This window comes from Klenkia terrae (genome assembly GCF_900491935.1).
Lineage (GTDB): Bacteria > Actinomycetota > Actinomycetes > Mycobacteriales > Geodermatophilaceae > Klenkia > Klenkia terrae.
On the sequence record NZ_UEXK01000004.1, the window covers coordinates 2,167,428 to 2,193,441 of the forward strand.

Below are 26,014 nucleotides of genomic sequence, written 5' to 3' on the forward strand. Positions count from 1 at the left end.
GTGGTCGGGACGGCCCGCCCGGCGGGCCAGCGGAGCTCCAGCGTCGGAGCCCGGCAGCGGGCACCCGGCAGCGTCGCCGGGGTCGGTCGCACGACCACCTGCAGCACAGACATCAATGCCGGCCGTCGTGCCGGCACGAGGAGGACCCATGGGTTCGGTGAAGGTCGCCATCGTCGGCGTCGGCAACTGCGCGGCGTCGCTGGTGCAGGGCGTCGAGTACTACCGGGACGCCGACGAGACGAAGTCCGTGCCGGGGCTGATGCACGTCCGGTTCGGCGACTACCACGTCTCCGACGTCCAGTTCGTCGCCGCGTTCGACGTCGACGCCAAGAAGGTCGGCCGCGACCTCTCCGAGGCCATCGTGGCCAGCGAGAACAACACGATCAAGATCGCCGACGTCCCGCCGCTGGGCGTGACCGTGCAGCGCGGCACCACCCTGGACGGCCTGGGCAAGTACTACCGCGAGATCGTCGAGGAGTCCGACGACGAGCCGGTGGACATGGTCACCGCGCTGCGCGAGTCCGGCGCCGACGTCCTGGTCTGCTACCTGCCCGTCGGCTCCCAGCAGGCCGCGGAGTTCTACGCGCAGGCCGCCATCGACGCGAAGGTCGCCTTCGTCAACGCGCTGCCCGTCTTCATCGCCGGCACGCCGGCCTGGGCGCAGAAGTTCACCGACGCCGGTGTGCCGATCGTCGGCGACGACATCAAGAGCCAGGTCGGGGCCACCATCACCCACCGCGTGCTCGCCAAGCTCTTCGAGGACCGCGGCGTGCAGCTCGACCGCACCATGCAGCTCAACGTCGGCGGCAACATGGACTTCAAGAACATGCTCGAGCGCGAGCGCCTGGAGTCCAAGAAGATCTCCAAGACCCAGTCGGTGACCAGCCAGGTCGACCGCGACATGGGCAAGGGCAACGTGCACATCGGCCCGTCGGACCACGTGCCGTGGCTCTCGGACCGCAAGTGGGCCTACGTCCGGCTCGAGGGCCGCGCGTTCGGCGACGTCCCGCTGAACCTGGAGTACAAGCTCGAGGTCTGGGACTCCCCGAACTCGGCCGGCATCATCATCGACGCCGTCCGCGCCGCGAAGATCGCCCTGGACCGCGGCATCGGCGGCCCGATCCTGTCGGCGTCGTCGTACTTCATGAAGAGCCCGCCGGAGCAGTACAGCGACTCCGAGGCCCGCGACGCGGTCGAGGCCTTCATCGCCGGCACCGTCGAGCGCTGAGAAAGGACCTCGGTGCCCCCCGCACCACGCTCCGCGCGGCACGGGGCCCTGCACCGAGGCCGTTCCATCGGGTGACCTGAGCCGGGCCGGCGTGCCGCACTACCGTGGCGGCATGCCGGCCCGTCCACGTCTGCTCGCCGTCCTGCTCACCGTGGTCGCCGTCCTCCTGGCCGGGTGCGGCGGGTCCTCGGCGGCCGACCGGAACCCCGGCGACCCGATCACCGACGACGAGGCCGACATCCTCGCCGGCCTGCTGCACCGGGACTACACCGAGGGCGGGGCCGACTTCACCGTCACCGCGCCCTACGCCGAGAACACCGTGCTCACCCTCACCGGGGAGATCGACTTCCGGCAGGGCGTCGGCAGCGCACAGGCGGTCACCACCTACGGCGGCGGCCAGCCCGACGACACCCGCACGCTGTTCTTCTCCACCGCCGACCTCTGGTACGGCGACGTCCCCGGGCTCAGCGACGCGCTGGCCGCGGCCGGCCGGCCGGACACCACCTACCTGCGCCGCCCGATCTCCAGCACCCAGGCCAACGGGACGGCGTCGCTGGTCGACGTGCTGGTCCAGCTGGTGCCCAACCTGTCCCAGCGGGCCGCCGACGACCCCCGCGCCTTCCTGGAGCGGGGCTACACCTGGCAGGGGCAGCGGTCGGTCAACGGCCAGCTCGCCGCCGCGTACCAGACCGGCACGGGCGCGACCATCCTCGTCTCGGCGGAGGACCAGTTGCTGCTGCAGTACACGACGCGGCTGCCCGACCAGAGCTTCGACGTGACGATCACCCTGGGCGACCACGGGCCGCGGACCATCACGCTGCCCGACGAGGCGGAGACCGCGCTGGTCTCGGACTACCCCCAGATCGCCGCCGACCTCGGGTTTTGAGGGAAGCGAAACGGGAGGGACGGTCTCTTCCCCAGACCGTCCCTCCCGCGGGGCTCAGTCTGCCAGAACCGGGCGCCCGGTGCGAGACCCCTGGGACGGGTGAGCCGCCCTCGTCAGTTCTGGGTCGGGTCGGGTGCCGCGGTGCTCAGCACGGCGCGCGCCCCGGCCTGCCGGCGCAGCACGCGGTGCCACAGCCGGTCGCCGCCGTCCTCGGACAGCACGTCGTCGGCCCGGCCCGGCACGCACGCCCAGGCGCCCTCGACCATCTCGGTGCGCAGCTGCCCCGGTGACCAGCCCGCGTACCCCGCGAAGACCCGCAGCCCCCGGACCGCGGACCGCACCTCCTCGGGGTCGCCGTCCAGGTCGACCAGGTGCACGTCGTCGCCCACCAGCTGCAGCCCCGGGACGCCGGTCGACGTGACCGCCAGGCACAGCGCGGTCTCGCTCTCGCACGGCCCGCCGACGTGGAAGACCCCCGGGTCCACCGCCAGGTCCGACCAGACCGGCAGCACGTCGGCGATCCGGACCTCGCTGGGCCGGTTGAGCACCACGCCGACCGTGCCGGTGGCCGAGTGGTCGACCACGTAGACGACGGTGCCGGCGAAGTTGGGGTCGGCCAGCACCGGCATGGCCACCAGCAGGCAGCCGGGCCGGACGTCCTCGGGCTCCCCGAGGGTCAGCCGCGGCGACGCGCCGTGGGGCCGCCGGCCGGCGGCGGGGGCCGTGGGCCGACGGTCGGGGTCTGGCGACGGGGGCACCGCGTTCATCGGCTCCAGTGTGCCCCAGGTCGGCCGCCGTGGGGGGTCGCCGGGTGCCGGTTCCTCCACCCGGGCAGCTGCGCCGCGCCGCCGTAGGGTGCGGGTGTGACGGGGCGGGTCCGGGGGTCCGGACGAGGGAAGACCACCCGTCTGCTGCTTGCCCGGCCCGACTTCCGCCGCCTGCTGCTCACCCGCCTGGCCTCCCAGTTCGGGGACGGCGTCTTCCAGGCCGCACTCGCCGGGACGGTCCTGTTCAACCCGCAGCGGGCCGCCGACCCGGTCGACGTCGCCGCCGGGTTCGCCGTCCTGCTGCTGCCCTACTCCCTGATCGGCCCGTTCGCCGGGGTGTGGCTGGACCGGTGGAGCCGCCGGCAGGTGCTGGTGGTGGCCAACTGCGTCCGGGCCGTCCTCGTCGTCGGTGTGGCGGCGCTGACCTGGTCGGGGGTCAGCGGGCCGCTGTTCTACCTGGCCGGGCTGGCGGTGTTCTCGGTCAACCGGTTCGTGCTCTCGGCGTTGTCGGCCGGGCTCCCGCACACCTGCGAACGGCCCCAGCTGGTGCCCGCCAACGCGCTGACCACCACCGCGGGCGCGGTGTCGGGCGTGCTGGGCGGCGGGGTGGCCATCGCGGTGCAGTCGTTGCTGGGCGGGTCCGACGGCGGCTACGCCCTGCTGGCCCTCTGCTCGGCCCCGCCGTACCTGGTCGGCGCCGCGGTCGTCGCCGGGTTCGCCCGGCCCTACCTGGGTCCCGACCACTCCTCGCGCACGGCCACGGTGTCCGCGCGCGACGTGCTGCACGGGATGCTCGCCGGCGCCCGGCACGTGCTCGCGTCCCCGGCGGCCACCCGGGTGCTGGCCGTCATGGCGGTGCACCGGGTGTGCTTCGGGCTGCTGACCCTGCTGACGCTGCTGCTCTACCGGAACAGCCTGGTGCCGACCGGCTGGTTCCCGGTGGGCCTGCCCGGTCTGGCCCAGGTGCTCGCCGCCGGCGCCGTCGGCACGCTGCTGGCCGCCGTCACCACCCCGCCCGCCGTCGCGCGGTGGGGCAAGGGCCGCTGGACGACGGGGGTGCTCCTGCTCGGCGCGGTGGGCCAGCTCGGGCTCGGTCTGCCGTTCACCCCGCCGACGATCGTGGCGGCCGGCTTCGTGCTGGGCTTCGTCAGCCAGGCGGTGAAGATCTGCGTGGACAGCACCCTGCAGGAGGTCGTGCACGACGACTTCCGCGGCCGGGTGTTCTCCGTCTACGACACCCTGTTCAACGTGACCTTCGTGGTCGCCGTCGTCACCGCCGCCCTCGTGCTGCCGGCGTCGGGCACCAGCGTGCCGGCGCTGGTCGTGGTCGCCGTCCTCTACCTCGCCACCGCCGTGGCCAACGGGCTCGTGGGGACCCGGGGGCGCGGTGCGGCGGTGCCGCTCAGCCCCGGGAGCGCCACCAGCTGAGCAGCTCGGCCTCGGCGGTCTCCGGGTCGACCGGGCCGCGCTCCAGGCGCAGCTCCTTGAGGAACCGCCAGGCGGCGCCGACGTCGGGGCCGGGGGAGATCTCGAGCAGCTCCATGATCCGGTTGCCGTCCAGGTCGGGGCGGACGCGGGCCAGGTCCTCGGCCTCGGACAGCTCCCGGATCCGCTGCTCCAGCGAGTCGTAGGTCGCCGACAGCATCGCCGCGCGCCGCTTGTTGCGGGTCGTGGAGTCCGAGCGGACCAGCTTGTGCAGCCGCGGCAGCAGCTCGCCGGCGTCGGTGACGTACCGGCGGACCGCGGAGTCGGTCCACTCGCCCGAGCCGTACCCGTGGAACCGCAGGTGCAGGAAGGTCAACCGGGCGACCTGCTCCACGATCTCCTTGGAGTACTTCATCGCCTGCAGCCGCTTGCGCACGAGCTTGGCCCCGACCACCTCGTGGTGGTGGAAGGAGACCCGGCCGCGCTCCTCGTGCCGGCGGGTGGCCGGCTTGCCGATGTCGTGCAGCAGGGCCGCGAGCCGCAGCACGAGGTCCGGCGGGGTGCCCGGCTCCTCCAGCGCGATGGCCTGGTCCAGCACGGTCAGCGAGTGCGTGTAGACGTCCTTGTGCTGGTGGTGCTCGTCGATCTCCATGCGCAGCGCGGCCAGCTCGGGCAGGACCACGTCGGCCAGCCCGGTCGACACGAAGAGCTCCAGCGCCGCGCGCGGGGCCGGGTTGAGCAGCGTGCGGGAGAACTCCTGCTGCACCCGCTCGGCGGTGATCCGGCCCAGCTCTGGCGCCAGGGCCATCATCGCCCCCACGACCTCGGGTGCCGGGGCCAGGCCCAGCTGCGCGACGAAGCGCACCGCGCGCAGCATGCGGAGGGGGTCGTCGGCGAAGGAGTCCTCCGCCCGCCCCGGGGTGCGCAGCCGACCGGCCAGCAGGTCGCCCAGGCCGCCGAAGGGGTCGGTGACGGTGCGGTCGGGCCCCAGCGAGATCGCCATGGCGTTGACGGTGAAGTCGCGCCGGGCCAGGTCGTCGACCAGCGAGCTGCCCCAGGCGACCTCGGGGTTGCGGGACTCCCGGTCGTAGCGGTCGGCGCGGTAGGTGGTGATCTCCAGCCGCTCGCCGCGGACCTCGGCGCCGACCGTGCCGAACGCGATGCCGGTGTTCCACGTGGAACTCGCCAGCCCGTCCAGCACCGCCAGGGTCTGCTCCGGGGTGGCCGACGTCGTCAGGTCCAGGTCGCCGATACGCCCCACGCCGGAGCCGGCGGCCAGCAGCGCGTCCCGGACCGACCCGCCGACCAGGTGCACCTCGTGCCCGGCCGCGGTGAAGCGCTCGCCGACCAGGCCGAGGACGGGGGTCAGGTCGACCAGCTCGCGGACGGTCTGCTGGACGGCTGCGGGGACCGGCTCGGGGTCGGGGCGCGCGGGCTGGTCGGACACGACCGCCCAGGCTACCGACGCCGGTCGCGCTACCCTGCAGGCATGGCTCCGACGGGCGGACGACGGCGCCCGGGCCGACGTCTGCGCCGGGTCGACGAGACCTCGGCCGGTGGCCTGGTGGTCGCCGACGACGACGGCACCGGCCCCCGCGCCGCGCTGATCGGCCGCACCGACCGCCGCGGTCGCCTGCTCTGGTCGCTGCCCAAGGGGCACATCGAGGCAGGCGAGACCCCGGAGGACACCGCGGTCCGCGAGGTCGCCGAGGAGACCGGCATCCAGGGCGTGGTCGTGGCACCGCTGGGCATCATCGACTTCTGGTTCGTCGCCGACGGCCGGCGCGTGCACAAGACCGTGCACCACTTCCTGCTCCGGGCGACCGGCGGCGAGCTGTCCGACGAGGACGTCGAGGTCACCGAGGTGGCCTGGGTCCCGCTGACCGAGCTGTCCAGCCGGCTGGCCTACGCCGACGAGCGGGCCCTGGTCGAGCGCGCCCCCGGGCTGTTGGCCGACACCGCGTGACCGGGTCCACCAGGCCCCGCACGGACACAGCAGGCCCGCCCGCGGCAGCGCCGAGCGCCAGCGAGGAGATGTCGTGAGGCGGCGGGCCACCGGCGGCGGCGTCCGCCCCGTGACCCCAGCCCCGCGGCGGGCCGCCGTGCTCGCGGCCGTCGTCGTCGCCGTCCTCGGCGCGCTGCTGCTGCCGGCCGGCACCGCGTCCGCCGCGCCCGGGGACGACCCGGCGGCGACCCCCTCGACCGGCCCCGTCGGCGTCTCCCTCACCAGCCTGGAGCCGCGCACCGTCCGGCCCGACAGCACTATCCAGCTGGTGGGCACGCTGACCAACGACGGCGACGACACGATCACCGACATCACGGTCCGCCTGCAGCGCGGCGACCGGCTCACCAGCCGGCAGGAGCTCGCCGACGACGCGGCCACCCCGTCGGCCGGCGACGCCGCCCAGGCACCCTTCTCCCCGCAAGTCGGCGTGCTGGAGCCCGGGGACTCGATCCCGCTGGGCTACACCGCCACCGCCGCCGACCTGGGCATCGTCGAGGACGGCGTGTACCCGGTGCTGGTCAACGTCAACGGCACCCGCAACGGGCTCGTCGAGCGGGTCGGTGAGCTGTCCACCTACCTGGTCGCCGCCGCCTCGACCACCAGCCGCACGTCGGTCGCCTGGCTGTGGCCGCTCACCGAGCGGCCGCACCGCGACGCCGCGGGTGCCTTCGTCGACGACGACCTGGCCGGCGAGATCTCGGCCGACGGCCGGCTGGACCGGGCGTTGGACGTGCTGGAGGACCTGCCCGACGGCGGCCGGACCGTGCCGGTCACCCTCGCCGTCGACCCGGCCCTCGTCGAGGAGGTCACCGCCATGGCGGCCGGCTACACCGTCGCCGGCGCGACCGGCCAGGGCGTGACGGCCGCCGCCGACTGGCTCGAGCGGCTCCGGGCGTTGGCCAGCGTTCACCCGGTCGTGGCGCTGCCGTACGCCGACGTGGACGCCGACGCCCTCCAGGCCGCGGGGCTACCCGCCGTCGTCACCCGATCGCTGCCCGGCACCCCCGAGGGCACCGCGTCCCAGCCGCTGGACGCCCAGGGCGACCCGGTGGCCACCCCGACCGCCGCCCCCACCGCACCCGCGGACGACGAGGACACCGACACCGGCGCCGGGGCCCGGATCCTCGCCGACGCCCTGGACGTCACCCCGCGGACCGACCTGGCGTGGCCGGCCGGCGGCACGGTCCGCCCCGACACCCTGGCCACGCTCCGGGCCGGCGGCGTCGGCGAGCTCGTCCTGGGCCAGGGCGCCTACGCCGACGCAGCGGCCGCGGTGGGGCGGACCGGCCGCGCCGCCGCCGCGCGGGTGCCGGTGACCACCGGGGCGGACACGCTCACCACCCTGGTGGCCGACGGTGCCCTGGGCGACGTCGTGGCGGCGGCGGACACCACCGCCGGCGGGGCCCGGGTCGTCGAGCAGCGCTACCTCGCCGAGCTCGGCGTGCTGACCAGCCAGCTCGCCGCGGTCGACCCGGCCGTCGCGCAGACCGTGCTGGTCGTGCCGCCGCGCGAGGTGCAGGCCGATCCCAGCTGGGCGACGGCGATGATGGCCGACACCGCCTCCGAGCCCTGGCTCGCCGCGGTCTCGGTCGACGACCTGACCCGGGGGCCGGTGGCCGACGCCGGCGCCCTCGTGGCGCCGACCGGCGACGGGCAGCTGTCCGGCGTCGGGCTGGCCACGGTCGCCGAGGCGGTCGCGATCCGGGACGACTTCGCCGCCGCGGTCGACGACGCCGGCGTCGTCCTCGCCGGGTACGACGCGGCGATCGCCCGCGCGTCGTCGGCGGCCTGGCGGGGCGACCCGTCCGGCTTCACCGCACGGACCACCGACCTGCAGCAGACCCTGACCGGGCTGCGCGGCCGGGTGGGCCTCGTGGCCCCGGCCGACGGCACCTACAGCCTGGCCTCCAGCGACGCCCCGCTGGTGCTCACCGTCCGCAACGACCTCCCCTTCGCGGTCACCGTCACCCTGGACCTGCAGACCCGCAGCGGGGTCGGCTTCGACGCCGACCCGGTCTCCGACCGACGCCTGGAACCGGACTCCCGCACCGTCGTGCAGGTGCCGACGTCGGTCCGCCAGTCCGGCAGCTTCACCGTCGTCGCCCGACTGGCCACCCCGGCCGGCGGGCAGCTGGGCACCCAGGTGGAGCTGCGGGTCAGCAGCACCGCCTACGGCCCGATCACCCTGGTCATCACCCTCGGCGCGGCCGCGCTGCTGGCCCTCCTGTTCCTGCGCCGGCTGGTGCGCTTCGTGCTGCGCCGCCGGCGCGGTGAACCCGGCCCGGTCGAGGACGACGCCCTGCCCGGTGCGGACGACGCACCCACCGCGCCGCCCGCCGCACCGCCCACCCGGAGCCCGGTGTGAGCGGCGACGACCACCGGCCCGACAGCCCGCCGGCCGCGCACTCCGGCGAGGGCCCCTCCGTGGCCGAGATCGTCGAGCGGGCCGAGGCCGAGCGGCGCAGCGGGGAGCAGCCCTCCGCGCGGCCAGCCCGACCAGCGTCCCGGCCGCTCCCGCCGGCGCCCTACGGCGCCGTCCCCCCTCCGCTGGCCGCCCCGTCGGCCAGCGCGCTGGCCGGGCACCCGACCACCGACGACCCGGCGTTCCCGCAGCAGCGCCGGACGCCGCCGCCGACCGACGGCACCGGCCGCAACCCGGGCACCCGGGCCAGCCCGCTGGGTGCCGCGCTGGCCCCCCCGTCCCGGCCGGCGCCCGTGCAGCCGCGCGCACCGCAGCCCCCGCCGCTCCCGCCGCAGCCCGCCGTGCAGCCGCCGGTGGCCGGGCCGCGCACCCGCTCGGGCGAGCAGGTCTCCTTCCGCACCCGGTTCGTGCCGGGACCCGACGACACGCAGGTCATCCCGGTCCTGCCGCCGGTGCCCGCGCCGTCGGAGGACGAAGACACCGGCACCGTCGAGGCCCGCGAGGGAACCCCGGGCGGCAGCCGCGGCATCCTCCGCGCCGCCGGCACGATGGCCGTGGCCAGCCTGGTCTCCCGGGTCACCGGGCTGGCCCGCACCGTCGTGCTCGCCGTCGTGCTGGGCGTGGCGGCGGTCAACGACGCCTACACCGTGGCCAACACGCTGCCCAACATCGTCTACGAGCTGCTGCTGGGCGGGGTCCTGACCTCGGTCATCGTCCCGCTGCTCGTGCACGCCCAGGAGCGCGACCCCGACGGCGGCGTCCGGTACGCGCAACGGCTGACCACCGTCGCGATGGCCGGGCTCGTGGTGATGACGGTCGCCGCCGTCGCGCTCGCCCCGGTGCTGACCCGCGCCTACGGGGTCAGCGGCGGCGAGGAGCAGGTCGCCCTGGCGACCTGGCTGGCCCGCATCCTGCTGGTGGAGATCGTCTTCTACGGCCTGGGGGCGCTGGCCACCGCGATCCTCAACGCGCGCGGGGTGTTCGGCTGGCCGGCCTGGGCCCCGGTGCTCAACAACGTCGTGGTGATCGCCACCGCCGTGCTCTTCGTCCTCGCCGGCGGGCCGGGCGACCTCACCCCGGTGACCATCACCGACACCCAGGTCTGGCTGCTCGGCGGCGGCACCACGCTCGGCATCGCCGTCCAGGCCCTGGTGCTGGTGCCCCAGCTGCGCAAGGTCGGCGTCCCGCTGCGGCCCCGCTGGGGGCTGCGGGGCACCGGGCTCGCCGAGGCCGGGACGCTGGGGCTGTGGGTGATCGCCTACGTCGCGATCAGCCAGGTCGGCGTGCTCGTCGCCACCCGGGTCGCCTACGCCGCCGCCGACGACGGCGGGCTGGGGCCCGGCGCCTTCTCCATCGCCAGCCTGCTCTTCCAGATGCCCTACGGGATCATCGGGGTGGCGCTGCTGACCGCTCTGGTGCCCCGGATGAGCCGGGCCGCGAGCCGGCAGGACGTGCCCGGCGTGGCCGCGGACCTGTCGCTGGGCATGCGGTTGTCGGCCGTCGGCCTGCTGCCGGTCACCGCGCTGCTCCTGGTGCTCGGCCCGGCCCTGGCCACCGTCGGCTTCGGCCACGGCCAGACGTCCGCGGACGAGGCGCGCGCCATCGGCACGGCCCTCGCCGTCGGCGCCTTCGGCCTGCTGCCGATGGCGGTCACCCTGCTCCAGCTGCGGGTCTTCTACGCGATGAAGGACGCCCGCACCCCCACGCTGATCCAGATCGCGATGGTCGCCGTCCGGGTGCCGCTCCTGCTGGCCGTGCCGGCGGTGGTCAGCCCCGAGCACGTGGTCGCCGGCCTCATGGTCGCCACGTCGATCACCTACCTGGCCGGCTGGGCCGTCGGGGCGCTGGCGCTGCGCCGGCGGCTGGGGGAGATGCGTACCGGCGACGCCGCGGGGCCGGTGCTGAAGCTGACCGCGGTCTCGGTGGTCGCGGCCCTGGTCGGGTGGGGTGCGGTGCACCTGCTCGGCGGTCTGGTGGGTACCTCCGTGATCGGTTCGCTCCTGACCCTCCTGGTCGGTAGCCTGGTCATCGGCGTCGTGGTCGTGGTCGGCGTCGTGCTGGTGGGTGTCCCCGAGATCGCGGGTCCGCTCGCCGCCGTCCGGGCGAGACTGGGCGGGGCACGGCGATGACCACCCCGGCTCCGCGACCGGCGCGCGTGGTGCCGGCAGGGGACACAGGAGGTCGGCAGCGTCCGTGACGTCGACGACCACCGGCTTGCCCGACCGCTACCGCCCGATCGACCAGCTCGCTCCCGACGAGCCCACCCCGACCGGGGTCATCCGGTCCTGGCGCGCCCGTGACCGCGTGCTCAACCGGGACGTCGCGCTGCGCGTGCACACCCCGGGTGGTCCCGCGGCCCGCGCCTGGATCGGCCGCGCGCTGACCGCCGGCGGCCTGGCCACCCCGGCCCTGTCGATGGTCTACGACGCCGCCGAGGGCACCCCGGACGACAGCCCCGCGGCCTACGTGGTCAACGAGTGGATCGACGGGCAGACCCTGGCCGAGCGCCTGGAGTCCGGCCCGCTGCCCGAGCGCGAGGCGCGCACCGTCGTCCGCCGGCTGGCCGAGGGCGTGGCCGAGGCGCACCGGGTCGGCCTCGCCGTCGGCGGGCTGACCCCCGAGCACGTCGTCCTGCGGCCCGGTGGCCTGGTCGGCCTGCTCGCCGTCCCGGCCGCCGAGGGCACCGTGCCGGGCGACGTCGCCGCCCTCGGTGCGCTCCTGGAGTTGTGCCTGACCGGTCGGCGCGGTGACGAGCCCGGGGTCACCCCGCCGGTCATCGTGCAGCCCGACCTCGCTGCGCTGGTCCGCCGCGCCCGCTCCACCGAGCCCGGGACCGCGCTGTCCAGCGTCGCCGCGATGGCCGCGCTGCTCGGCGACCGCCCCCGCTCCGGCAACACCGACCCGCACCACGCCGTGCGCGGCGACGAGTCCGAGAGCGGGTGGCTGCGCAAGCTGCGCGCCCGCCGGGACGCCGAGGACGCCGCCGTCGTCGACCGGCCCGCCGCGCGGTCCGAGGCGCCGGTCCCGCTGTCCCCCCGTGACTACCCGCCGGTCCCGCAGCTGGTGGAGGACACCGCCGAGGACGACGAGCTGGACTGGGCCTCCTCCTACGCCGACGACGAGGCCGACGTCGTCGACGACGGGCCGACCGCCTCCAGCTGGCGCCGCAAGCTGGTGGTCGTCGGGCTCCCGCTGCTGGCCCTGGCGATGGTCATCGCCGCCGGCTGGTGGCTGGGCAACAACGTGATCTCCGCGGCCAGCAGCGTCGACGACGTGCAGGGCTCCACGCCGGGCAGCTCCGCCCCGGCTGCCGAGGAGAGCGCGGCCGACCCGGGCACCGCGGCCGGCACCCCGCTGCAGGTCAGCACCGCCCAGGTGTTCGACCCCTTCGGCGACGGCGAACCGGAGAACGACGACGAGGTCCCGCTGTCCTACGACGGCGACCCGGGCACCGCCTGGTCGACCCTGAACTACCGGGGCTCCGCCGACTTCGGCAACCTCAAGCCCGGGGTCGGCGTGGTCTACGACCTGGGCTCGGAGCAGGTGCTGTCCGGGGTCACCGTCACCGGCACCGCCGGCGCCACGGTCGAGGTCCGCACCGGCGACGGCACCGACGGCGACCTGGACTCCTTCGCGGTCGGGGCGCAGGGCCAGCTCACCGGCACCGACGACCTGGCCTTCGCCGAGCCGGTCACCACCCGCTATGTGCTGATCTGGGTCACCGGCCTGGTGCAGGGCGACGAGGGCTTCAGCGCCGACGTCGCCGAGGTCGCCCCCGTGGCGGCCGGCTGACCCCGGGGAATGCTCCCCCTAGGCTGGTCGTTGTGCCGCCCGTGACGACGAACCAGCCCACTCCCGGCCCCGCGGCCTCGGCCCCGGGCGACCCCGGTCAGCCGCCGGCCACGATCCCGCCGGCCGAGCACGACGGCGTCCGCGACCTGATCATCATCGGGTCCGGCCCCGCCGGGTACACCGCTGCCACGTATGCCGCCCGCGCGAACCTGCACCCGCTGGTGTTCGAGGGCAGCCAGTTCGGCGGCGCCCTGATGACCACCACCGAGGTCGAGAACTTCCCCGGCTTCCCCGAGGGCATCCAGGGCCCCCAGCTGATGGACGACATGCGCACCCAGGCCGAGCGCTTCGGCGCCGAGCTGGTGCCCAGCGACGTCACCGAGGTCGACCTCACCGCCACCCCCAAGGTGGTCAAGGTCGGCGGGGAGACCCACCTCGCGCACGCGGTGATCGTGGCGACCGGCTCCAAGTACCGGTACCTCGGCCTGGAGAACGAGGCCCGGCTGCTCGGCCACGGCGTGTCCGCCTGTGCCACCTGCGACGGGTTCTTCTTCCGCGACCAGGACATCGTCGTCGTCGGCGGCGGTGACTCGGCGATGGAGGAGGCCACCTTCCTCACCCGGTTCGCCAAGTCCGTGACCGTGGTGCACCGCCGGCCCGAGCTGCGGGCCAGCAAGATCATGCAGAAGCGGGCGCAGGACAACGAGAAGATCCGTTGGGCGCTGGGCAAGCAGGTCACCGACGTGCACGGCGACAACCAGGTCGAGTCGATCACGCTGACCGACACCGAGACCGGCTCCACCGAGTCGATGGACGTGTCCGGCCTGTTCGTGGCCATCGGCCACGACCCGCGCAGCGAGATCTTCGCCGGCCAGCTCAAGCTGGACGACGAGGGCTACATCCAGGTCGAGCACCCGACCACCCGCACCAACGTCGACGGCGTCTTCGCCTGCGGCGACGTGGTCGACCACATCTACCGGCAGGCGATCACGTCGGCCGGCACCGGTGCCGCGGCCGCGATCGATGCCGAGCGCTGGCTCGCCGACACCTTCGACGAGCGCTGACCCTCCCCGCACCTCCCGGACCACAGCACCAACCAACCGAAGGAGCCATCCCCATGGCAGGCAACACCGTGAAGGTCACCGACGACAGCTTCGCCGCCGACGTGCTCGGCAGCGACAAGCCCGTGCTCGTCGACTTCTGGGCCGAGTGGTGCGGTCCGTGCAAGATGGTCGCCCCCGTGCTGGAGGAGATCGCCTCCGAGCACGGCGACAAGCTCACCATCGCCAAGCTCAACATCGACGAGAACCCGCAGATCGCCCGCGACTACCAGGTCATGTCGATCCCGACCATGACGGTGTTCCAGGGCGGCAAGCCGGTCAAGAGCATCATCGGCGCCAAGCCGAAGGGCGCGATCCTCTCCGACCTGGCCGACTACATCTAGGTCGAGCACCTCACCTCGGCGGACGAGCTCGCCGCAGGTCCCCCTCAGGGGGCCCGCGGCGGGCTCGTTCGTCGTGGGGGACACCGTGGTCTCCCTCCCCGCCCTCGCCGTACCGCACGGCGGGGACCACAATCGGTGTTCACCGCACCACCTATCCCTGGGAGCGTCCCCCGCGTGCAGATCCTGCAACCCGGCAGTGCCGGCCCGGCCGTCGTGGAGGTCCAGGCAGCCCTGCGCGGCCTCGGGCTGCTGACCGCCGGTCCCGACGGCGCCGACGTGTACGACGAGGCCACCGCCCTGGCGGTCCGGCACTTCCAGCAGGTGCGCGGGCTGTCGGTGGACGGCCGGGTCGGCGAGGAGACCTACCGGGCGCTGACCGAGGCCCGCTGGTCGCTGGGGGACCGGCTGCTGCGGTACGACCCCGAGCGCCCGATGCGCGGGGACGACGTGCAGAACCTGCAGGAGCGGCTGCTCGAGCTGGGCTACGACGCCGGCCGGGCCGACGGCATCCTGGGCGCGGAGACCGAGTCGGGCCTGCGCGGCTTCCAGCGCGACTACGGCCTGACCGTCGACGGCACGTGCGGTCCGGGCACCATGCGCGCCCTGCGGCAGCTGGGCCGGCGGGTCACCGGCGGCCGCCCGCAGCTGCTGCGGCAGAGCGCCTCGCTGGTGGAGTCCGGCCCGCACCTGATCGGCCGGGTCATCGTCATCGACCCCGGCCACGGCGGCGACGACACCGGGTTCACCGCGGGGGAGACCACCGAGTCCGACCTGGTCTTCGACCTCGCCTCCCGGATCGAGGGCCGGCTGGCCGCGGCGGGCGCGACGGTCTACCTGACCCGCGGACGACGCGGCGGTCCCTCGCTGGCCGAGCGGACGGCGTTCGCCAACTCCGCCCGCGCCGACCTGTTCGTCTCCCTGCACATGGAGGCGCACGGCTCCCGGCACGCCCGCGGCGTGGCCAGCTACTACTACGGCACCGGCTCGGGGGTCTCCTCCACCGTCGGCGAGGAGTTCGCCAACCTGCTCCGCCGCGAGGTCATCGCCCGCACCGGGATGCTCGACTGCGGCTCGCACGCCAAGACGTGGGACCTGCTGCGGCTGACCCGGATGCCGGCCATCCGGCTGGACTGCGGCTACCTGTCGCACCCGGTCGACCGGCAGCTGCTGCTCGACGCCCGGCTGCGCAGCACCGTGGCCTCCAGCGTGCTGGCCGCCGTCCAGCGGCTGTTCCTGCCCGCCGAGGCCGACCCGCCGACCGGCACCTACCAGCTGTCCACCCCGGCTTAGTCGGCGGCAGGCCCGGCCGTGCACGGGTTTCGTCAGCTGCATCTCCTAGACTCCGGTGATGTCCTCCCTGACGCCTGACCCCTCGGTCGGCGCGTCGGTCCCGGTGCCGGCGCGTCACCCGCGGCTGGACCCGCTGGCCGACCGCTACGCCGCCCGCACCCACGGCATGAAGAGCTCGGAGATCCGGGCCCTGTTCTCCGTCGTCAGCCGGCCCGAGGTGGTGTCGCTGGCCGGCGGCATGCCCGCGGTCACCGCGCTGCCGCTGGACGCTGTCGGCTCCATGATCGGCGAGCTGGTCTCCGGCATGGGCGCCCAGACGCTGCAGTACGGCTCCGGCCAGGGCGACCCGCGGCTCCGCGAGCGGATCTGCGACGTCATGGCGCTGGAGGGCATCACCGACGCCTCGCCGTCGGAGGTCGTGGTCACCGTCGGGTCCCAGCAGGGCCCGGACCTGGTCACCCGGGTCTTCGTCGACCCCGGCGACGTGATCCTGGCCGAGGCGCCGTCCTACGTCGGTGCCCTCGGAGTCTTCCAGGCCGCGCAGGCCCGGGTGCAGCACGTGCTGATGGACGACGACGGCCTGGTGCCCGAGGCGCTGGAGGACGCGCTGATCGAGTGCCGCGCCCGCGGCGACAAGGTCAAGTTCCTCTACACGATCCCCAACTTCCACAACCCGGCCGGCATCACGCTCTCCGAGGAGCGCCGCGGCAAGGTCATGGAGATCGCCGACCGGTACGACCTGCTCGTCGTCGAGGACAACCCCTACGGGCTGCTCGGCTTCGACCGGGAGCCGATGCGGGCCCTGCGTGCGCGCGAGTCCGAGCGGGTCATCTACCTGGGCTCGTTCTCCAAGACCTTCTCCCCGGGCCTGCGGGTGGGCTGGGTGCTCGCGCCGCTCGCCGTGCGCGAGAAGCTCGTGCTGGCCACCGAGGCGCAGGTGCTGTGCCCGCCCTCGCTCACCCAGTACGCGGTCGCCCGGTACCTGGACACCCAGCCCTGGCAGCAGCAGATCAAGACCTTCATCGAGCTCTACCGCGAGCGCCGCGACGCCTGCCTGGACTCGCTGGCCGCCCTGATGCCGCCGGGCACCACCTGGACCCGCCCGGACGGCGGGTTCTACGTGTGGCTCAAGCTGCCCCGCGGCCTGGACGCCAAGCTCATGCAGCCCCGCGCGGTCAGCGCCCACGTGGCCTACGTGCCCGGCATCGGCTTCTACGCCGACGGCCAGGGCAAGGAGTACATGCGGCTGTCCTACTGCTACCCCGAGCCCGACCAGATCCGCGAGGGCGTGCGCCGGCTGGCCCGGGTGGTGGAGGCCGAGCTCGACCTGCACTCCACCTTCGACGGCGTCGACACCGGCTCGTTCCGCACCGTCGGGCGCAGCTCCGACCGCCCCCGCACGCCCGAGGTCGCCGAGCTGGCCGGCCCGGCGTCGACCGACCAGATCGGGGACCAGCCGTGACCGCGATGCCCGAGACCGACCTGCTGCGCGCCGTCGTGCTGGCCGGCGGGCTGACGTTCGAGCGGGAGGTCAGCCTCTCCTCGGGCACCCAGGTGGTGGAGGCGCTGCTGCGGGCCGGCCTGGACGCCGAGCTGCGGGACGCCGACGGCGACCTGCTGCCCGGGCTGGCCGCCGCCCCGGCCGACGCGGTGTTCATCGCGCTGCACGGCTCCACCGGCGAGGACGGCGCCGTCCGCGCGGTGCTGGACCTGGCGGGGGTGCCCTACGTGGGCTCACCGGCCGCGGCCTGCCGGCTGGCCTGGGACAAGCCGGCCGCGAAGTCCGTCGTCCGGTCGGCCGGGGTGACCACCCCGGATTGGGTGGCGCTGCCGCACTCGACCTTCCGCGAGCTGGGGGCCGGCGCCGTGCTGGACCTCATCGTCGCGCGGCTGGGGCTGCCGCTGATGGTCAAGCCCGCCTCGGGCGGCTCCGCGCTCGGCGCCCAGAAGGTCAGCCGGGTGGAGGACCTGCCGGCCGCCATGGTCAGCTGCTTCGCCTACGGCGACACGGTGCTGGTCGAGCGGTTCGTCGAGGGCATCGAGCTGGCCGTCTCGGTGGTCGACCTGGGTGAGGGGCCGCGCGCGCTGCCCGCCGTGGAGATCGTGCCGGAGTCCGGCGTCTTCGACTACACCTCGCGCTACACCCCGGGCCTGACCGAGTACCACACGCCGGCCCGCGTCCCGGACGACGTGGCCCGCCGGGCGGCCGAGGTCGCGGTCACCGTGCACGAGGAGCTCGGCCTGGCCGACCTCTCGCGGACCGACCTGATCGTCGACGCCGACGGCGCGGTGCACTTCCTCGAGGTGAACGTGTCACCCGGGCTCACCGAGACGTCGATGTTCCCGATGGCGGTCGAGGCCGCCGGGCACCGGCTCGGCGACGTCCTGACCACCCTGCTCCGCCAGGCCGCCGCCCGCGGCTGATTGCGTCAGTGACGCAATCAGCCCTGCGCCGGGGGCTGACTGCGGCCGGTGATGTCGGGGGCCATCATGCCCACGATCCGCTGCAGGTCGTCCACCGAGCCGAACTCGACGACGATCCGGCCTTTCGCCCGACCGATCTGCACCTTGACCTTGGTCTCGAAGACGTCGGAGAGCCGGAAGGCCAGGTCCTCGACACCGGGGGCGGTGATGGTGCGCCCGGACTTCCGCTTGGCCTCCGGCTGGTGCGCCACGGCGAGGGCGACGGCCTCCTCGGTCGCCCGCACGCTCATGCCCTCGGCCACGATGCGGGTGGCCAGGGCGTCCATCGCCTCGTTGGTCGGCAGGCCGAGCAGGGCGCGGGCGTGCCCGGCCGACAGCACGCCGGCGGCGACCCGGGTCTGCACCTTCACCGGCAGCTTCATCAGCCGGATGGTGTTGGTGACCTGCGAGCGGCTGCGGCCGATCTTGCTGGCCAGCTCCTCGTGGGTGGCGCCGAACTCCTGCAGCAGCTGCTGGTAGGCCGCGGCCTCCTCGAGCGGGTTGAGCTGCACCCGGTGGATGTTCTCCAGCAGGGCGTCGCGCAGCATCGCGTCGTCGGAGGTGTCCCGGACGATCGCCGGCACCGTCTCCAGCTCGGCGGCCCGGGCCGCGCGCAGCCGGCGCTCGCCCATGATGAGCTCGTAGCCGCCCTCGGCCCGCTCGCGGACCACGATGGGCTGCAGCAGGCCGAACTCCTTGACGGAGTGGGTCAGCTCCTCCAGCGCCTCGTCGTCGAAGACCAACCGAGGCTGCTTGGGGTTGGGGACGACGTCCCCGACGGCCACCTCGCGCAGCGACGCACCGGGGACGCCGACGACGTCGGTCGGCAGGTCGGCGACCGGGGTGAGCGCCGGTGTCGACACCGGCTCCAGGCCGGCGGCGGCCCGCTCGGCCGCGGCCTCGACCGCCTCGGCGGCGCGGGCCGCCGGGGTGGCCGTCGGTGCCGGCGCACTGGTCGGGATGAGGGCCGCCAGGCCCCGGCCGAGACCGCCACGCTTGCTCATGAGTTCTCCTGGGGATGGGTCGCCACGGACTGACCGAGGACGAGCGCGTTCAGCGGCGGCGCCGCGGTGGGTGGGGCAGCCGCCGGTGCGGGCTGGACGGGGACGAGGGGACCGAGCTCCGCGCCGCGGACCGCCAGCTCGCGGGCGGCCTCGACGTAGCTGGTCGACCCCCGGGAGCCCGGGTCGTAGGTCAGCACCGACTGGCCGTAGCCGGGGGCCTCGCTGACCCGCACGTTGCGCGGGATGACCGAGGACAGCACCAGCTCGCCGAAGTGGTTGCGCACCTCGTCGGCGACCTGGTCGGCCAGCTTGGTCCGGCCGTCGTACATCGTCAGCAGGATGGTGCTCACCGAGATGCCCGGGTTGAGGTGCGCCCGGACCAGCTCGATGTTGCTCAGCAGCTGACCCAGGCCCTCCAGGGCGTAGTACTCGCACTGGATGGGGATGAGCACCTCGTCCCCGGCCACCAGGGCGTTCAGCGTGAGCAGGCCCAGGGACGGCGGGCAGTCGATGAGCACGTAGTGCGGGCGCTCCTCGGCCGGCAGCGCGTGCAGGTGCGCCTCGATGGCCCGGCGCAGCCGGTGCTCCCGGGCGACCACGCTGACCAGCTCGATCTCCGCCCCGGCCAGGTCGATGGTGGCCGGGACGCAGCGCAGGTTGGGGGAGGCGGTGGTGGGGTGGGTGACCTCGGCGAGCGTCGACTCGCCGACCAGGGCGTCGTAGATCGACGGCGTCCCGACCACGTGGTCGACACCGAGGGCGGTGCTGGCGTTGCCCTGCGGGTCGAGGTCGATGACGAGGACGCGGAGCCCGAACAGCGACAGCGCGACACCCAGGTTGACCGTCGAGGTCGTCTTGCCGACCCCGCCCTTCTGGTTGGCGATGGTCACCACCCGGATCCGGCCCGGTGCCGGGAACGGGTCCTGGTCACCGGCGTGCAGCACCCGGGTGGCCCGCATGGCCTCCATCGCGATGGGGCTGTCGAACTCGGCGACCGGCGGCGGGAGATCGGCGGCCAGACTGCTGCGCAGCCGTTCGCCCGGGTCCGTCATGCCGAAGTCCTCCTCGCCCGCTGGTGTTCCACGTGGAACGCCGAGCGGGAAGCTGCTGTCAGTTCCACGTGAAACGCCGGCCGTGGACGTGTTCCACGGTCAGCCTACGGGTCGACGAGTCGACCCAGACCCATCGCTCAGCGGCCCCCGCGCGTCATGACGACGACCTGGGTGGCGGCCTCACCGAGCGCAGCGCCCACGGCGCGCACCTCGACGTCCCGCATGCCGGCCGCGGCCAGCTCGGGCAGCATCGCCGGGACCTCGGCCGCCGCCGAGCTGCCGATCACCGCCACCAGCGGGGCCCCGGGGCGCAGCAGCCCGCGCACCCAGCCGCCCGGGCGGGGGGGCGGCGCGACGGCCCGCGCGGCCCCCACGTCGACCTCGCCGACGGCGCGCGCCACCGAGCGCTCCTCGGCCCGCCCGCGGACCACCCGCCAGTCCACCCCGAGGTCGGTGACCACGTCACCCAGGAACTCGACCCGGCGGGCCATGGGCTCCACCAGCGTCATCGCCAGGTCCGGCCGGGCCAACGCCAGGGGGATCCCCGGCAGCCCTGCCCCACTGCCCACATCCACCACACGCGCCCCGTGCGGCACCGCCTCGGCGACCGCGACGCTGTTGAGCACGTGGCGCTCCCAGAGGCGGGGCACCTCGCGCGGGCCGATCAGACCGCGCACCACCCCGTCGGTCGCGAGCAGCTCCACGAAGCGCCGGGCCGCGGGCAGCCGGTCCCCGAAGGCCGCCGCCGCCGACGGCGGTTCGACCGGCAGCTCGGGGAGCGGCCGGTCCCCGGGGGGCTGCGGGTCGGTCACGAGGCGGGCAGGACCACGACGCGGCGGTTCGGCTCCTCGCCCTCGGACTCGCTGCGCACGCCCTCGGCGGCGGCGATGACGTCGTGCACGACCTTGCGCTCGAACGGGTTCATCGGCGCGAGCCGCTCCGAGGTGCCGCTGGCCGCGACCCGCGACGCCGCCTGGCCGGCCAGCTCGGTGAGGTCGGCCCGGCGCTTGGCCCGGAAGCCGCCGATGTCGAGCATCAGCCGGCTGCGGGTGCCGGTGGACTGCGCCACGGCCAGCCGGGTGAGCTCCTGCAGCGCCTCGAGCGTGGCGCCGTCGGGCCCGATCAGGGTCCGCAGCTCACCGCCGACGACGGCGACCGAGGCGCGGTCGCCCTCGACGTCGAGGTCGATGTCGCCGTCCACGTCGAGGATGTCGAGCAGCCGCTCCAGGTAGTCACCGGCCACGTCGCCCTCCTGCACCAGCAGGTCGTCGACCTCGTCGTCGTCCTCGTCGTCGCTGTCGTCGGAGTCCTCGTCGGTCTCCACGACGTCGACCGGCTCGACCACCGCGTCGGCGTCGACCGGGTCCGGGTCGGGCAGGACGGTGCCGGTGTCGGCGTCGGCCGGTGCGTCGGCGGGGACGTCTACGACGACGTCGTCGGCGGCGGTGTCGGTGCTGCTCTGCGGTGTGCTCACGAGGTGTCTCCTACGACGGTGCCGGCGGCCGGGGCGTGCCCGGAGGTGGGAGGGGGCGCGACGACCGCGCCCGGTGGGTCAGCGGCGTCGGCGCTTGCCGCGGTTGGCCGGACCGGCCGTCCCGCCGGTGGCCCGCGGTCGGCTCGACCCGCCGCCCGCCCGGGTCGCGCCCGTGCCGGACTCGCCGGACCCGCTGCTGCTGTCCGCGACGGCGTCGGTGGACGGCGCGGTGGTCCCGGCGTCCTCGTCGGCGTCGACGGTGCTGCTCGGGCCCGCGGTGGGGGCCGCAGGGCCCTTGCGGGGCCGGACCGGCTTGGCGCCCGGCTTGGGGGCGAGCAGCTTCGGGTCGACCTTGGGGCGCTCGGCCTCGGCCTTCGCCAGCGCGGCGGGGGACCCGGGCGGCGGCAGGGCCTTGAGGATGTAGAACTGCTGGCCCAGGGTCCACAGGTTGTTGGTGAACCAGTACAGCAGCACCAGGATCGGGAAGAAGAAGCCGGAGACGAAGAGGCTGATCGGCATGCCGTAGAGCAGCAGCTTCTGGATCGTGGCGGCCTGGCCCTCGACCGGGCCGGAACGCTTCTGGATCTGCTTCTGGGTGTAGAAGGTCGTGAAGCACATGATGATGATCAAGATCATCGCCACGATGCGGATGTTGGTGTAGCTGCCGTCGGTGAGCGCGAGGATCGCGCTCTTCTTCGGCTCCATCATGTTGAACGACGCCGCGATGGGCGCACCGAACAACTTGGCGCTGGCGGCCTGCTGGGTGAGGTCGAAGTCCCAGCTGTACAGGCCCTCCTTGCCGGGCGCGATGCGCCGCAGCACGTGGAAGAGGCCGATGAAGATCGGGATCTGCGGCAGGATCGGCAGGCAGCCGGCCAGCGGGTTGACCCCGCGCTCCTTCTGCATGGCCATCATGGCCTGGCTGAAGCCCTGCTTGTCCGAGCCGTACTGCTTGCGCAGCTTCTGGATCTCGGGCTGGATCTCCTGCATCGCCCGCTGGCTCTTGACCTGCTTGACGAACAGGCGGAACAGCAGGATGCGGATCGTCACCACCAGCATGACCACCGACAGCGCCCAGGCGATGCCGCCGGCCGGGTCGAGGAAGGTGGAGAACAGTGCGTGCCACTGCTTCATCACCCACGCGATCGCGGTGTACAGCCAGTCAAGCAACGCGGGCCTCCGAGGGCGGGGTCGGGGGGCAGGGCCGAGACNCTTCGTGTCCGCGCACCTCGACGACCTCGACGCCGACCTGGATGCCTGGCTGCGCATCCCGTCGATCTCCGCCGACCCCGCGCACGCCGCCGACGTCGCCGCCAGCGCCGACTGGCTGGCCGGCGCGCTGCGGCGGGGCGGGGTCCCCGGGGGGGGGGTGGGGCGCCCGCCGGGGCGCCCCGCGGGCCCGGCACCGCGGGCGGCGCCGTGCACCTGCACCGCCTCCTGCGCGTACTCGCTGCAGGTGGGGGTGAACCGGCAGCGCGGCCCCAGCAGCGGGCTGATGCCGCGGCGGTAGAAGCCGATCAGGCCGAGCAGCGCCCGGGAGGCGATGGTCACGGCCGGTCCAGCACCCGGTCGAGGCCCCGGGTGAGGTCGCGTCGCAGGGTGCCGATGTCGGCACCGGCCGCCTCGGGACGGGCCCGGACGACGAGGTCGGCCATGGCCGGCAACCGGTGCAGCTCCTCGCGCACCAGGTGCCGCAGCTGCCGGGTCACCCGGTGCCGGCAGACCGAGTTGCCGACCGTCTTGCCCACGACGAAACCGGCCCGCGGTCCGCTCGGGGGGTCGCTGGGACCCCCGTCCAGGACGACGGGCCGTTCGGGGAGGTAGTGCACCACCATGGTGGGGCGCCCGGCACGCCGGCCGGAGCGGACGACCACGGTGAACTCCGGACGCCGGCGCAGGCGGGCCTGCGCAGGCAGCACGTCAGGCGGAGAGCTTCTCGCGGCCCTTGCGGCGACGGCCGGCAAGGATGGCGCGGCCGGCGCGGGTGCGCATCCGGAGCCGGAAGCCGTGGGTCTTGGACCGGCGACGGTTGTTCGGCTGGAACGTGCGCTTGCTCACGAGGGACTCCCACTGACGACGACGAGGCGGTGACCACCGGTCGAGGTGGTCACGCGGCGGTGCAGGTCGGGGGTCACGCACGACGTGCTGTCGCGACCCCTGCCCGCACCGAGGCTGGTGGTGCTGCGGCCACGTCCGGTCGACCGCGTGCCGGGCACGCTGCGACCGTCCGCTGTCCACAGACGTCCCAGAGCATAGCCGAGTCGGCGTGACCTGCGGCGGACGGGCGACGGGGAGGGGTCGGCAGGACCCGGCCGGGGTGCCCGCGGGGCCCCGGACCGGCCCGGTGGAACCACACCGATGTCGTTGCCCGCCTGTGGACGGTGCTGTTAGCGTCGCCTCGCTCGGCCCCGGTCGGAACGGTCTCGGGAGGCGGTCTGCACAGCCTCGGACCGCACCCGGCACCCGGTTCGTTCCACACCCACCCACAGCTCGCTGAGCTGGGCGGATCGTTCGCAGGACGCCGGCCGGGCCACCATCGACCACAGCACGTCCCCACCCGTCGTCCACACTCTGTGGACAGCGGTGTGGACCTGGCTGCCTGCCCCGGTCCACAGCGGTGGACCCGACCGGGGACGGCGGGCCGCACGGGGGACGGGCAGCAGGCACCACGGGGACGGAAGGGGACAGGAGTCGATGGCCGACACCACCAGCGAACTGGGGCCGGTCGGGGACCGGACCCGGGACCGCCGGGCCGGCGCCCTGCCCCGCCAGCAGAACGCCATGCTCAACCTGACCCGGCCGTTGGGCCTGGTGGAGGGCGTGTTCGTGCTCGCCGCCCCCAACGAGTTCACCCAGACGGTGCTCGAGTCGCGGATCCGCACCGCCCTCACGGAGGCGCTGACCGCGGAGTTCGGCCGGGACACCAAGGTCGCCGTCCAGCTCGAGGACGCACCGCCCGCCCCGGCGGCCGACCCGGCACCGGTGCTCGACGAGCCCCGCCGTCCCGGGTGGGACCGCGAGGAGCGCGCCGACCGCGACCAGCGCGACGCCGACGCCCGCGAGCGCGCCGAGCGGGACCGGGACGCCGAGGACCGGGCCGCCCGGGCCCAGCTCGACGACGGCCGCAGCGCCTTCGGGGTGCGCACCGACGCCCCGCGCAGCGACGTCTGGCTGCCCGAGTCCGGCGACGGCCGCGACTGGTCCCGCGGCAACGGTGCCCCCTGGGACTCCCCGCGCTCCGATCCCCGCCGGCCCGCTCCCTGGGACGCCGACGACACCGGGTCGCCCGACCAGGGCACCCGCGGCCGCCGGTCCGGCGACGGTGCGCCGTCCCAGTTCGGCAACGACCGCCGCTCCGGCGGCGGCGACCTCGGGCTCAACCCCAAGTACGTCTTCGACAGCTTCGTCATCGGCAACAGCAACCGGTTCGCCCACGCCGCGGCGGTCGCGGTCGCCGAGGCGCCGGCCCGGGCCTACAACCCGCTGTTCGTCTACGGCGACTCCGGGCTGGGCAAGACCCACCTGCTGCACGCGATCGGGCACTACGCGGCGCGGATGTTCCCCGACGTCCGGGTCCGGTACGTCTCCACCGAGGAGTTCACCAACGAGTTCATCAACCTGGTGCACTCCGGCCGGGCCGAGGACTTCCGCCGTCGCTACCGGGACATCGACTTCCTGCTGATCGACGACATCCAGTTCCTGGAGCGCGCCGAGCGCACCCAGGAGGAGTTCTTCCACACCTTCAACACGCTGCACAACGCCAGCAAGCAGATCGTCATCACCTCGGACCGTCCGCCGAAGAAGCTGACGACCCTGGAGGACCGGCTGCGCACCCGCTTCGAGTGGGGCCTGATCACCGACGTCCAGGCGCCGGACCTCGAGACCCGCATCGCGATCCTGCGGAAGAAGGCCTACGGCGAGCGGCTGCAGGCGCCGGACCCGGTGCTGGAGTTCATCGCCAGCAAGGTGCAGACCAACATCCGCGAGCTCGAGGGCGCGCTGATCCGGGTCACCGCCTTCGCCAGCCTGAACAAGCAGCCCGTCGACCTGGCCCTGGCCGAGCTGGTGCTCAAGGACCTGATCAGCGACGAGCAGGGCCCGCAGATCACCGCGGCGATCATCATGGCCGCCACCGCCGAGTACTTCAGCGTGACGATGGAGGAGCTGCAGGGCGCCAACCGCTCCCGCACGCTGGTCAACGCCCGGCAGATCGCCATGTACCTGTGCCGCGAGCTGACCGAGCTGTCGCTGCCCCGGATCGGTGCCTCGTTCGGCGGCAAGGACCACACCACGGTCATGCACGCGGTCAAGAAGATCACCGGCCTCATGGGCGAGCGCCGGGCCACCTACACCCAGGTCACCGAGCTCACCGCCCGCATCAAGAGCCGCGCGAGGCAGTAACCGGCCATGTCCCAGGGGCCCCGTGCGCGCGCAGCGCGTGCGGGGGAGTCGACAAGGCCGGTTGTCCCCAGAGCTGTGCACAGGTTGGGGAGACCGGATCCCCATGTCGACCGCCTCCGTACCCAGCTTCTCCCCGGGTCCGTCCCCCGGACGGGTGTGCTGGGGACGGACCCGGGGGTCCAGGCGGGAGAGAGGGTGGACCAGGGGTGGAGCGGGGCGGTCGCCGGTGGACGGGAGCCGATTCATCCCCATGTCGACCCCAGGTGGACGGTCACCGGCCCACACCGTGCGAACAGGCCCCCACCGGCCCTGACCTGCGCCGACGGCCTCGGTCCCCAGTACCCACACCTGTGATGACGGT

Annotated in this window: 22 protein-coding genes and 1 pseudogene; 13 read left to right on the forward strand and 10 right to left on the reverse strand. The window is 74.3% G+C overall.

Annotated elements, in window-relative coordinates; all coding sequences use genetic code 11:
- Positions 1-148: 148 nt before the first annotated feature.
- Positions 149-1,228: an inositol-3-phosphate synthase gene (locus LFA75_RS11065; protein ID WP_225233694.1), complete on the forward strand. Its 1,080-nt coding sequence runs from the start codon at positions 149-151 to the stop codon at positions 1,226-1,228.
- A 112-nt stretch (positions 1,229-1,340) separates the two neighbouring features.
- Positions 1,341-2,114 carry a hypothetical protein gene (locus LFA75_RS11070; RefSeq protein WP_225233695.1) on the forward strand — a complete coding sequence of 258 codons (774 nt, stop codon included), beginning with the start codon at positions 1,341-1,343 and terminating at the stop codon, positions 2,112-2,114.
- A gap of 113 nt (positions 2,115-2,227) precedes the next feature.
- Here the strand turns inward: LFA75_RS11070 and LFA75_RS11075 are convergent, their stop codons facing one another.
- On the reverse strand, positions 2,228-2,881 hold the full coding sequence (locus tag LFA75_RS11075; protein ID WP_225233696.1) for a YqgE/AlgH family protein: 654 nt from the start codon (positions 2,879-2,881) through the stop codon (positions 2,228-2,230).
- A gap of 96 nt (positions 2,882-2,977) precedes the next feature.
- On the opposite strand from LFA75_RS11075, the gene LFA75_RS11080 reads away from it, so the two are divergent.
- Positions 2,978-4,309 (forward strand): MFS transporter, encoded by a 1,332-nt coding sequence (locus tag LFA75_RS11080; RefSeq protein ID WP_225233697.1) that lies wholly within the window; start codon positions 2,978-2,980, stop codon positions 4,307-4,309.
- Here LFA75_RS11080 and LFA75_RS11085 read toward each other — a convergent pair.
- Entirely contained in the window at positions 4,284-5,753 is a 1,470-nt protein-coding gene (locus tag LFA75_RS11085) for a CCA tRNA nucleotidyltransferase (RefSeq protein WP_225233698.1), read from the reverse strand. The genes LFA75_RS11080 and LFA75_RS11085 overlap by 26 nt on opposite strands.
- Before the next feature lie 42 nt (positions 5,754-5,795).
- On the opposite strand from LFA75_RS11085, the gene LFA75_RS11090 reads away from it, so the two are divergent.
- From LFA75_RS11090 to LFA75_RS11130, 9 genes are all read left to right on the forward strand, one after another.
- Entirely contained in the window at positions 5,796-6,272 is a 477-nt protein-coding gene (locus tag LFA75_RS11090) for an NUDIX hydrolase (RefSeq protein WP_225233699.1), read from the forward strand.
- A gap of 109 nt (positions 6,273-6,381) precedes the next feature.
- Positions 6,382-8,676, forward strand: a complete 2,295-nt coding sequence (locus LFA75_RS11095; protein WP_225233700.1) for a DUF6049 family protein — start codon at positions 6,382-6,384, stop codon at positions 8,674-8,676.
- Entirely contained in the window at positions 8,673-10,862 is a 2,190-nt protein-coding gene (gene murJ, locus LFA75_RS11100) for a murein biosynthesis integral membrane protein MurJ (protein ID WP_225233701.1), read from the forward strand. The genes LFA75_RS11095 and murJ overlap by 4 nt, the downstream gene beginning before the upstream one ends.
- Before the next feature lie 64 nt (positions 10,863-10,926).
- Positions 10,927-12,525, forward strand: coding sequence for a protein kinase family protein (locus tag LFA75_RS11105; protein ID WP_225233702.1), 1,599 nt, complete (start codon positions 10,927-10,929; stop codon positions 12,523-12,525).
- Positions 12,526-12,557: 32 nt separating this feature from the next.
- Entirely contained in the window at positions 12,558-13,589 is a 1,032-nt protein-coding gene (gene trxB, locus LFA75_RS11110; protein ID WP_225233703.1) for a thioredoxin-disulfide reductase, read from the forward strand.
- Between the two features lie 53 nt (positions 13,590-13,642).
- Complete coding sequence (gene trxA, locus LFA75_RS11115; protein ID WP_225233704.1) at positions 13,643-13,969, forward strand: thioredoxin; 327 nt, start codon at positions 13,643-13,645, stop codon at positions 13,967-13,969.
- Between the two features lie 174 nt (positions 13,970-14,143).
- The gene (locus tag LFA75_RS11120; protein ID WP_225233705.1) at positions 14,144-15,259 is read left to right on the forward strand and encodes an N-acetylmuramoyl-L-alanine amidase; all 1,116 of its coding nucleotides are present in this window, start codon (positions 14,144-14,146) and stop codon (positions 15,257-15,259) included.
- A 58-nt stretch (positions 15,260-15,317) separates the two neighbouring features.
- Entirely contained in the window at positions 15,318-16,721 is a 1,404-nt protein-coding gene (locus LFA75_RS11125; RefSeq protein WP_225233706.1) for an aminotransferase-like domain-containing protein, read from the forward strand.
- Positions 16,722-16,726: 5 nt separating this feature from the next.
- A complete protein-coding gene (locus LFA75_RS11130) occupies positions 16,727-17,683 on the forward strand; it encodes a D-alanine--D-alanine ligase family protein (protein WP_225236048.1) in 957 nt (318 codons plus the stop codon).
- A 17-nt stretch (positions 17,684-17,700) separates the two neighbouring features.
- On the opposite strand, the gene LFA75_RS11135 is transcribed toward LFA75_RS11130, so the two are convergent.
- From LFA75_RS11135 to rpmH, 8 genes and pseudogenes are all read right to left on the reverse strand, one after another.
- Positions 17,701-18,726 carry a ParB/RepB/Spo0J family partition protein gene (locus tag LFA75_RS11135; RefSeq protein WP_225233707.1) on the reverse strand — a complete coding sequence of 342 codons (1,026 nt, stop codon included), beginning with the start codon at positions 18,724-18,726 and terminating at the stop codon, positions 17,701-17,703.
- Entirely contained in the window at positions 18,723-19,778 is a 1,056-nt protein-coding gene (locus LFA75_RS11140; protein WP_225233708.1) for a ParA family protein, read from the reverse strand. Before LFA75_RS11140 ends, LFA75_RS11135 begins: the two co-directional genes overlap by 4 nt.
- 137 nt (positions 19,779-19,915) lie before the next feature.
- Entirely contained in the window at positions 19,916-20,590 is a 675-nt protein-coding gene (locus LFA75_RS11145; protein WP_225233709.1) for a 16S rRNA (guanine(527)-N(7))-methyltransferase RsmG, read from the reverse strand.
- The gene (locus tag LFA75_RS11150; RefSeq protein WP_225233710.1) at positions 20,587-21,252 is read right to left on the reverse strand and encodes a Jag family protein; all 666 of its coding nucleotides are present in this window, start codon (positions 21,250-21,252) and stop codon (positions 20,587-20,589) included. Before LFA75_RS11150 ends, LFA75_RS11145 begins: the two co-directional genes overlap by 4 nt.
- A 78-nt stretch (positions 21,253-21,330) precedes the next feature.
- Positions 21,331-22,422, reverse strand: a complete 1,092-nt coding sequence (gene yidC, locus LFA75_RS11155) for a membrane protein insertase YidC (protein WP_225236049.1) — start codon at positions 22,420-22,422, stop codon at positions 21,331-21,333.
- Between the two features lie 291 nt (positions 22,423-22,713).
- A pseudogene (locus LFA75_RS23845) lies at positions 22,714-22,803 on the reverse strand (hypothetical protein); the annotation flags it as partial.
- Entirely contained in the window at positions 22,800-23,171 is a 372-nt protein-coding gene (gene rnpA, locus LFA75_RS11165) for a ribonuclease P protein component (protein ID WP_225233711.1), read from the reverse strand. The pseudogene LFA75_RS23845 and the gene rnpA, both read right to left, overlap by 4 nt.
- A 1-nt stretch (position 23,172) precedes the next feature.
- The gene (rpmH, locus tag LFA75_RS11170; protein ID WP_040338882.1) at positions 23,173-23,310 is read right to left on the reverse strand and encodes a 50S ribosomal protein L34; all 138 of its coding nucleotides are present in this window, start codon (positions 23,308-23,310) and stop codon (positions 23,173-23,175) included.
- 636 nt (positions 23,311-23,946) lie between these two features.
- Here rpmH and dnaA point away from each other — a divergent pair.
- Positions 23,947-25,653 (forward strand): chromosomal replication initiator protein DnaA, encoded by a 1,707-nt coding sequence (gene dnaA, locus LFA75_RS11175; RefSeq protein ID WP_225233712.1) that lies wholly within the window; start codon positions 23,947-23,949, stop codon positions 25,651-25,653.
- The last annotated feature ends 361 nt before the right edge of the window (positions 25,654-26,014 follow it).

Coding starts and splice junctions, on each gene's coding strand:
- LFA75_RS11125 (WP_225233706.1), top strand. CDS start 15,318: ATGTCCTCCCTGACGCCTGACCCCTCGGTCGGCGCGTCGGTCCCGGTG.
- LFA75_RS11140 (WP_225233708.1), bottom strand. CDS start 19,778: ATGACGGACCCGGGCGAACGGCTGCGCAGCAGTCTGGCCGCCGATCTC.
- LFA75_RS11135 (WP_225233707.1), bottom strand. CDS start 18,726: ATGAGCAAGCGTGGCGGTCTCGGCCGGGGCCTGGCGGCCCTCATCCCG.
- LFA75_RS11090 (WP_225233699.1), top strand. CDS start 5,796: ATGGCTCCGACGGGCGGACGACGGCGCCCGGGCCGACGTCTGCGCCGG.
- dnaA (WP_225233712.1), top strand. CDS start 23,947: ATGGCCGACACCACCAGCGAACTGGGGCCGGTCGGGGACCGGACCCGG.
- LFA75_RS11130 (WP_225236048.1), top strand. CDS start 16,727: ATGCCCGAGACCGACCTGCTGCGCGCCGTCGTGCTGGCCGGCGGGCTG.
- LFA75_RS11075 (WP_225233696.1), bottom strand. CDS start 2,881: ATGAACGCGGTGCCCCCGTCGCCAGACCCCGACCGTCGGCCCACGGCC.
- LFA75_RS11065 (WP_225233694.1), top strand. CDS start 149: ATGGGTTCGGTGAAGGTCGCCATCGTCGGCGTCGGCAACTGCGCGGCG.
- LFA75_RS11070 (WP_225233695.1), top strand. CDS start 1,341: ATGCCGGCCCGTCCACGTCTGCTCGCCGTCCTGCTCACCGTGGTCGCC.
- trxA (WP_225233704.1), top strand. CDS start 13,643: ATGGCAGGCAACACCGTGAAGGTCACCGACGACAGCTTCGCCGCCGAC.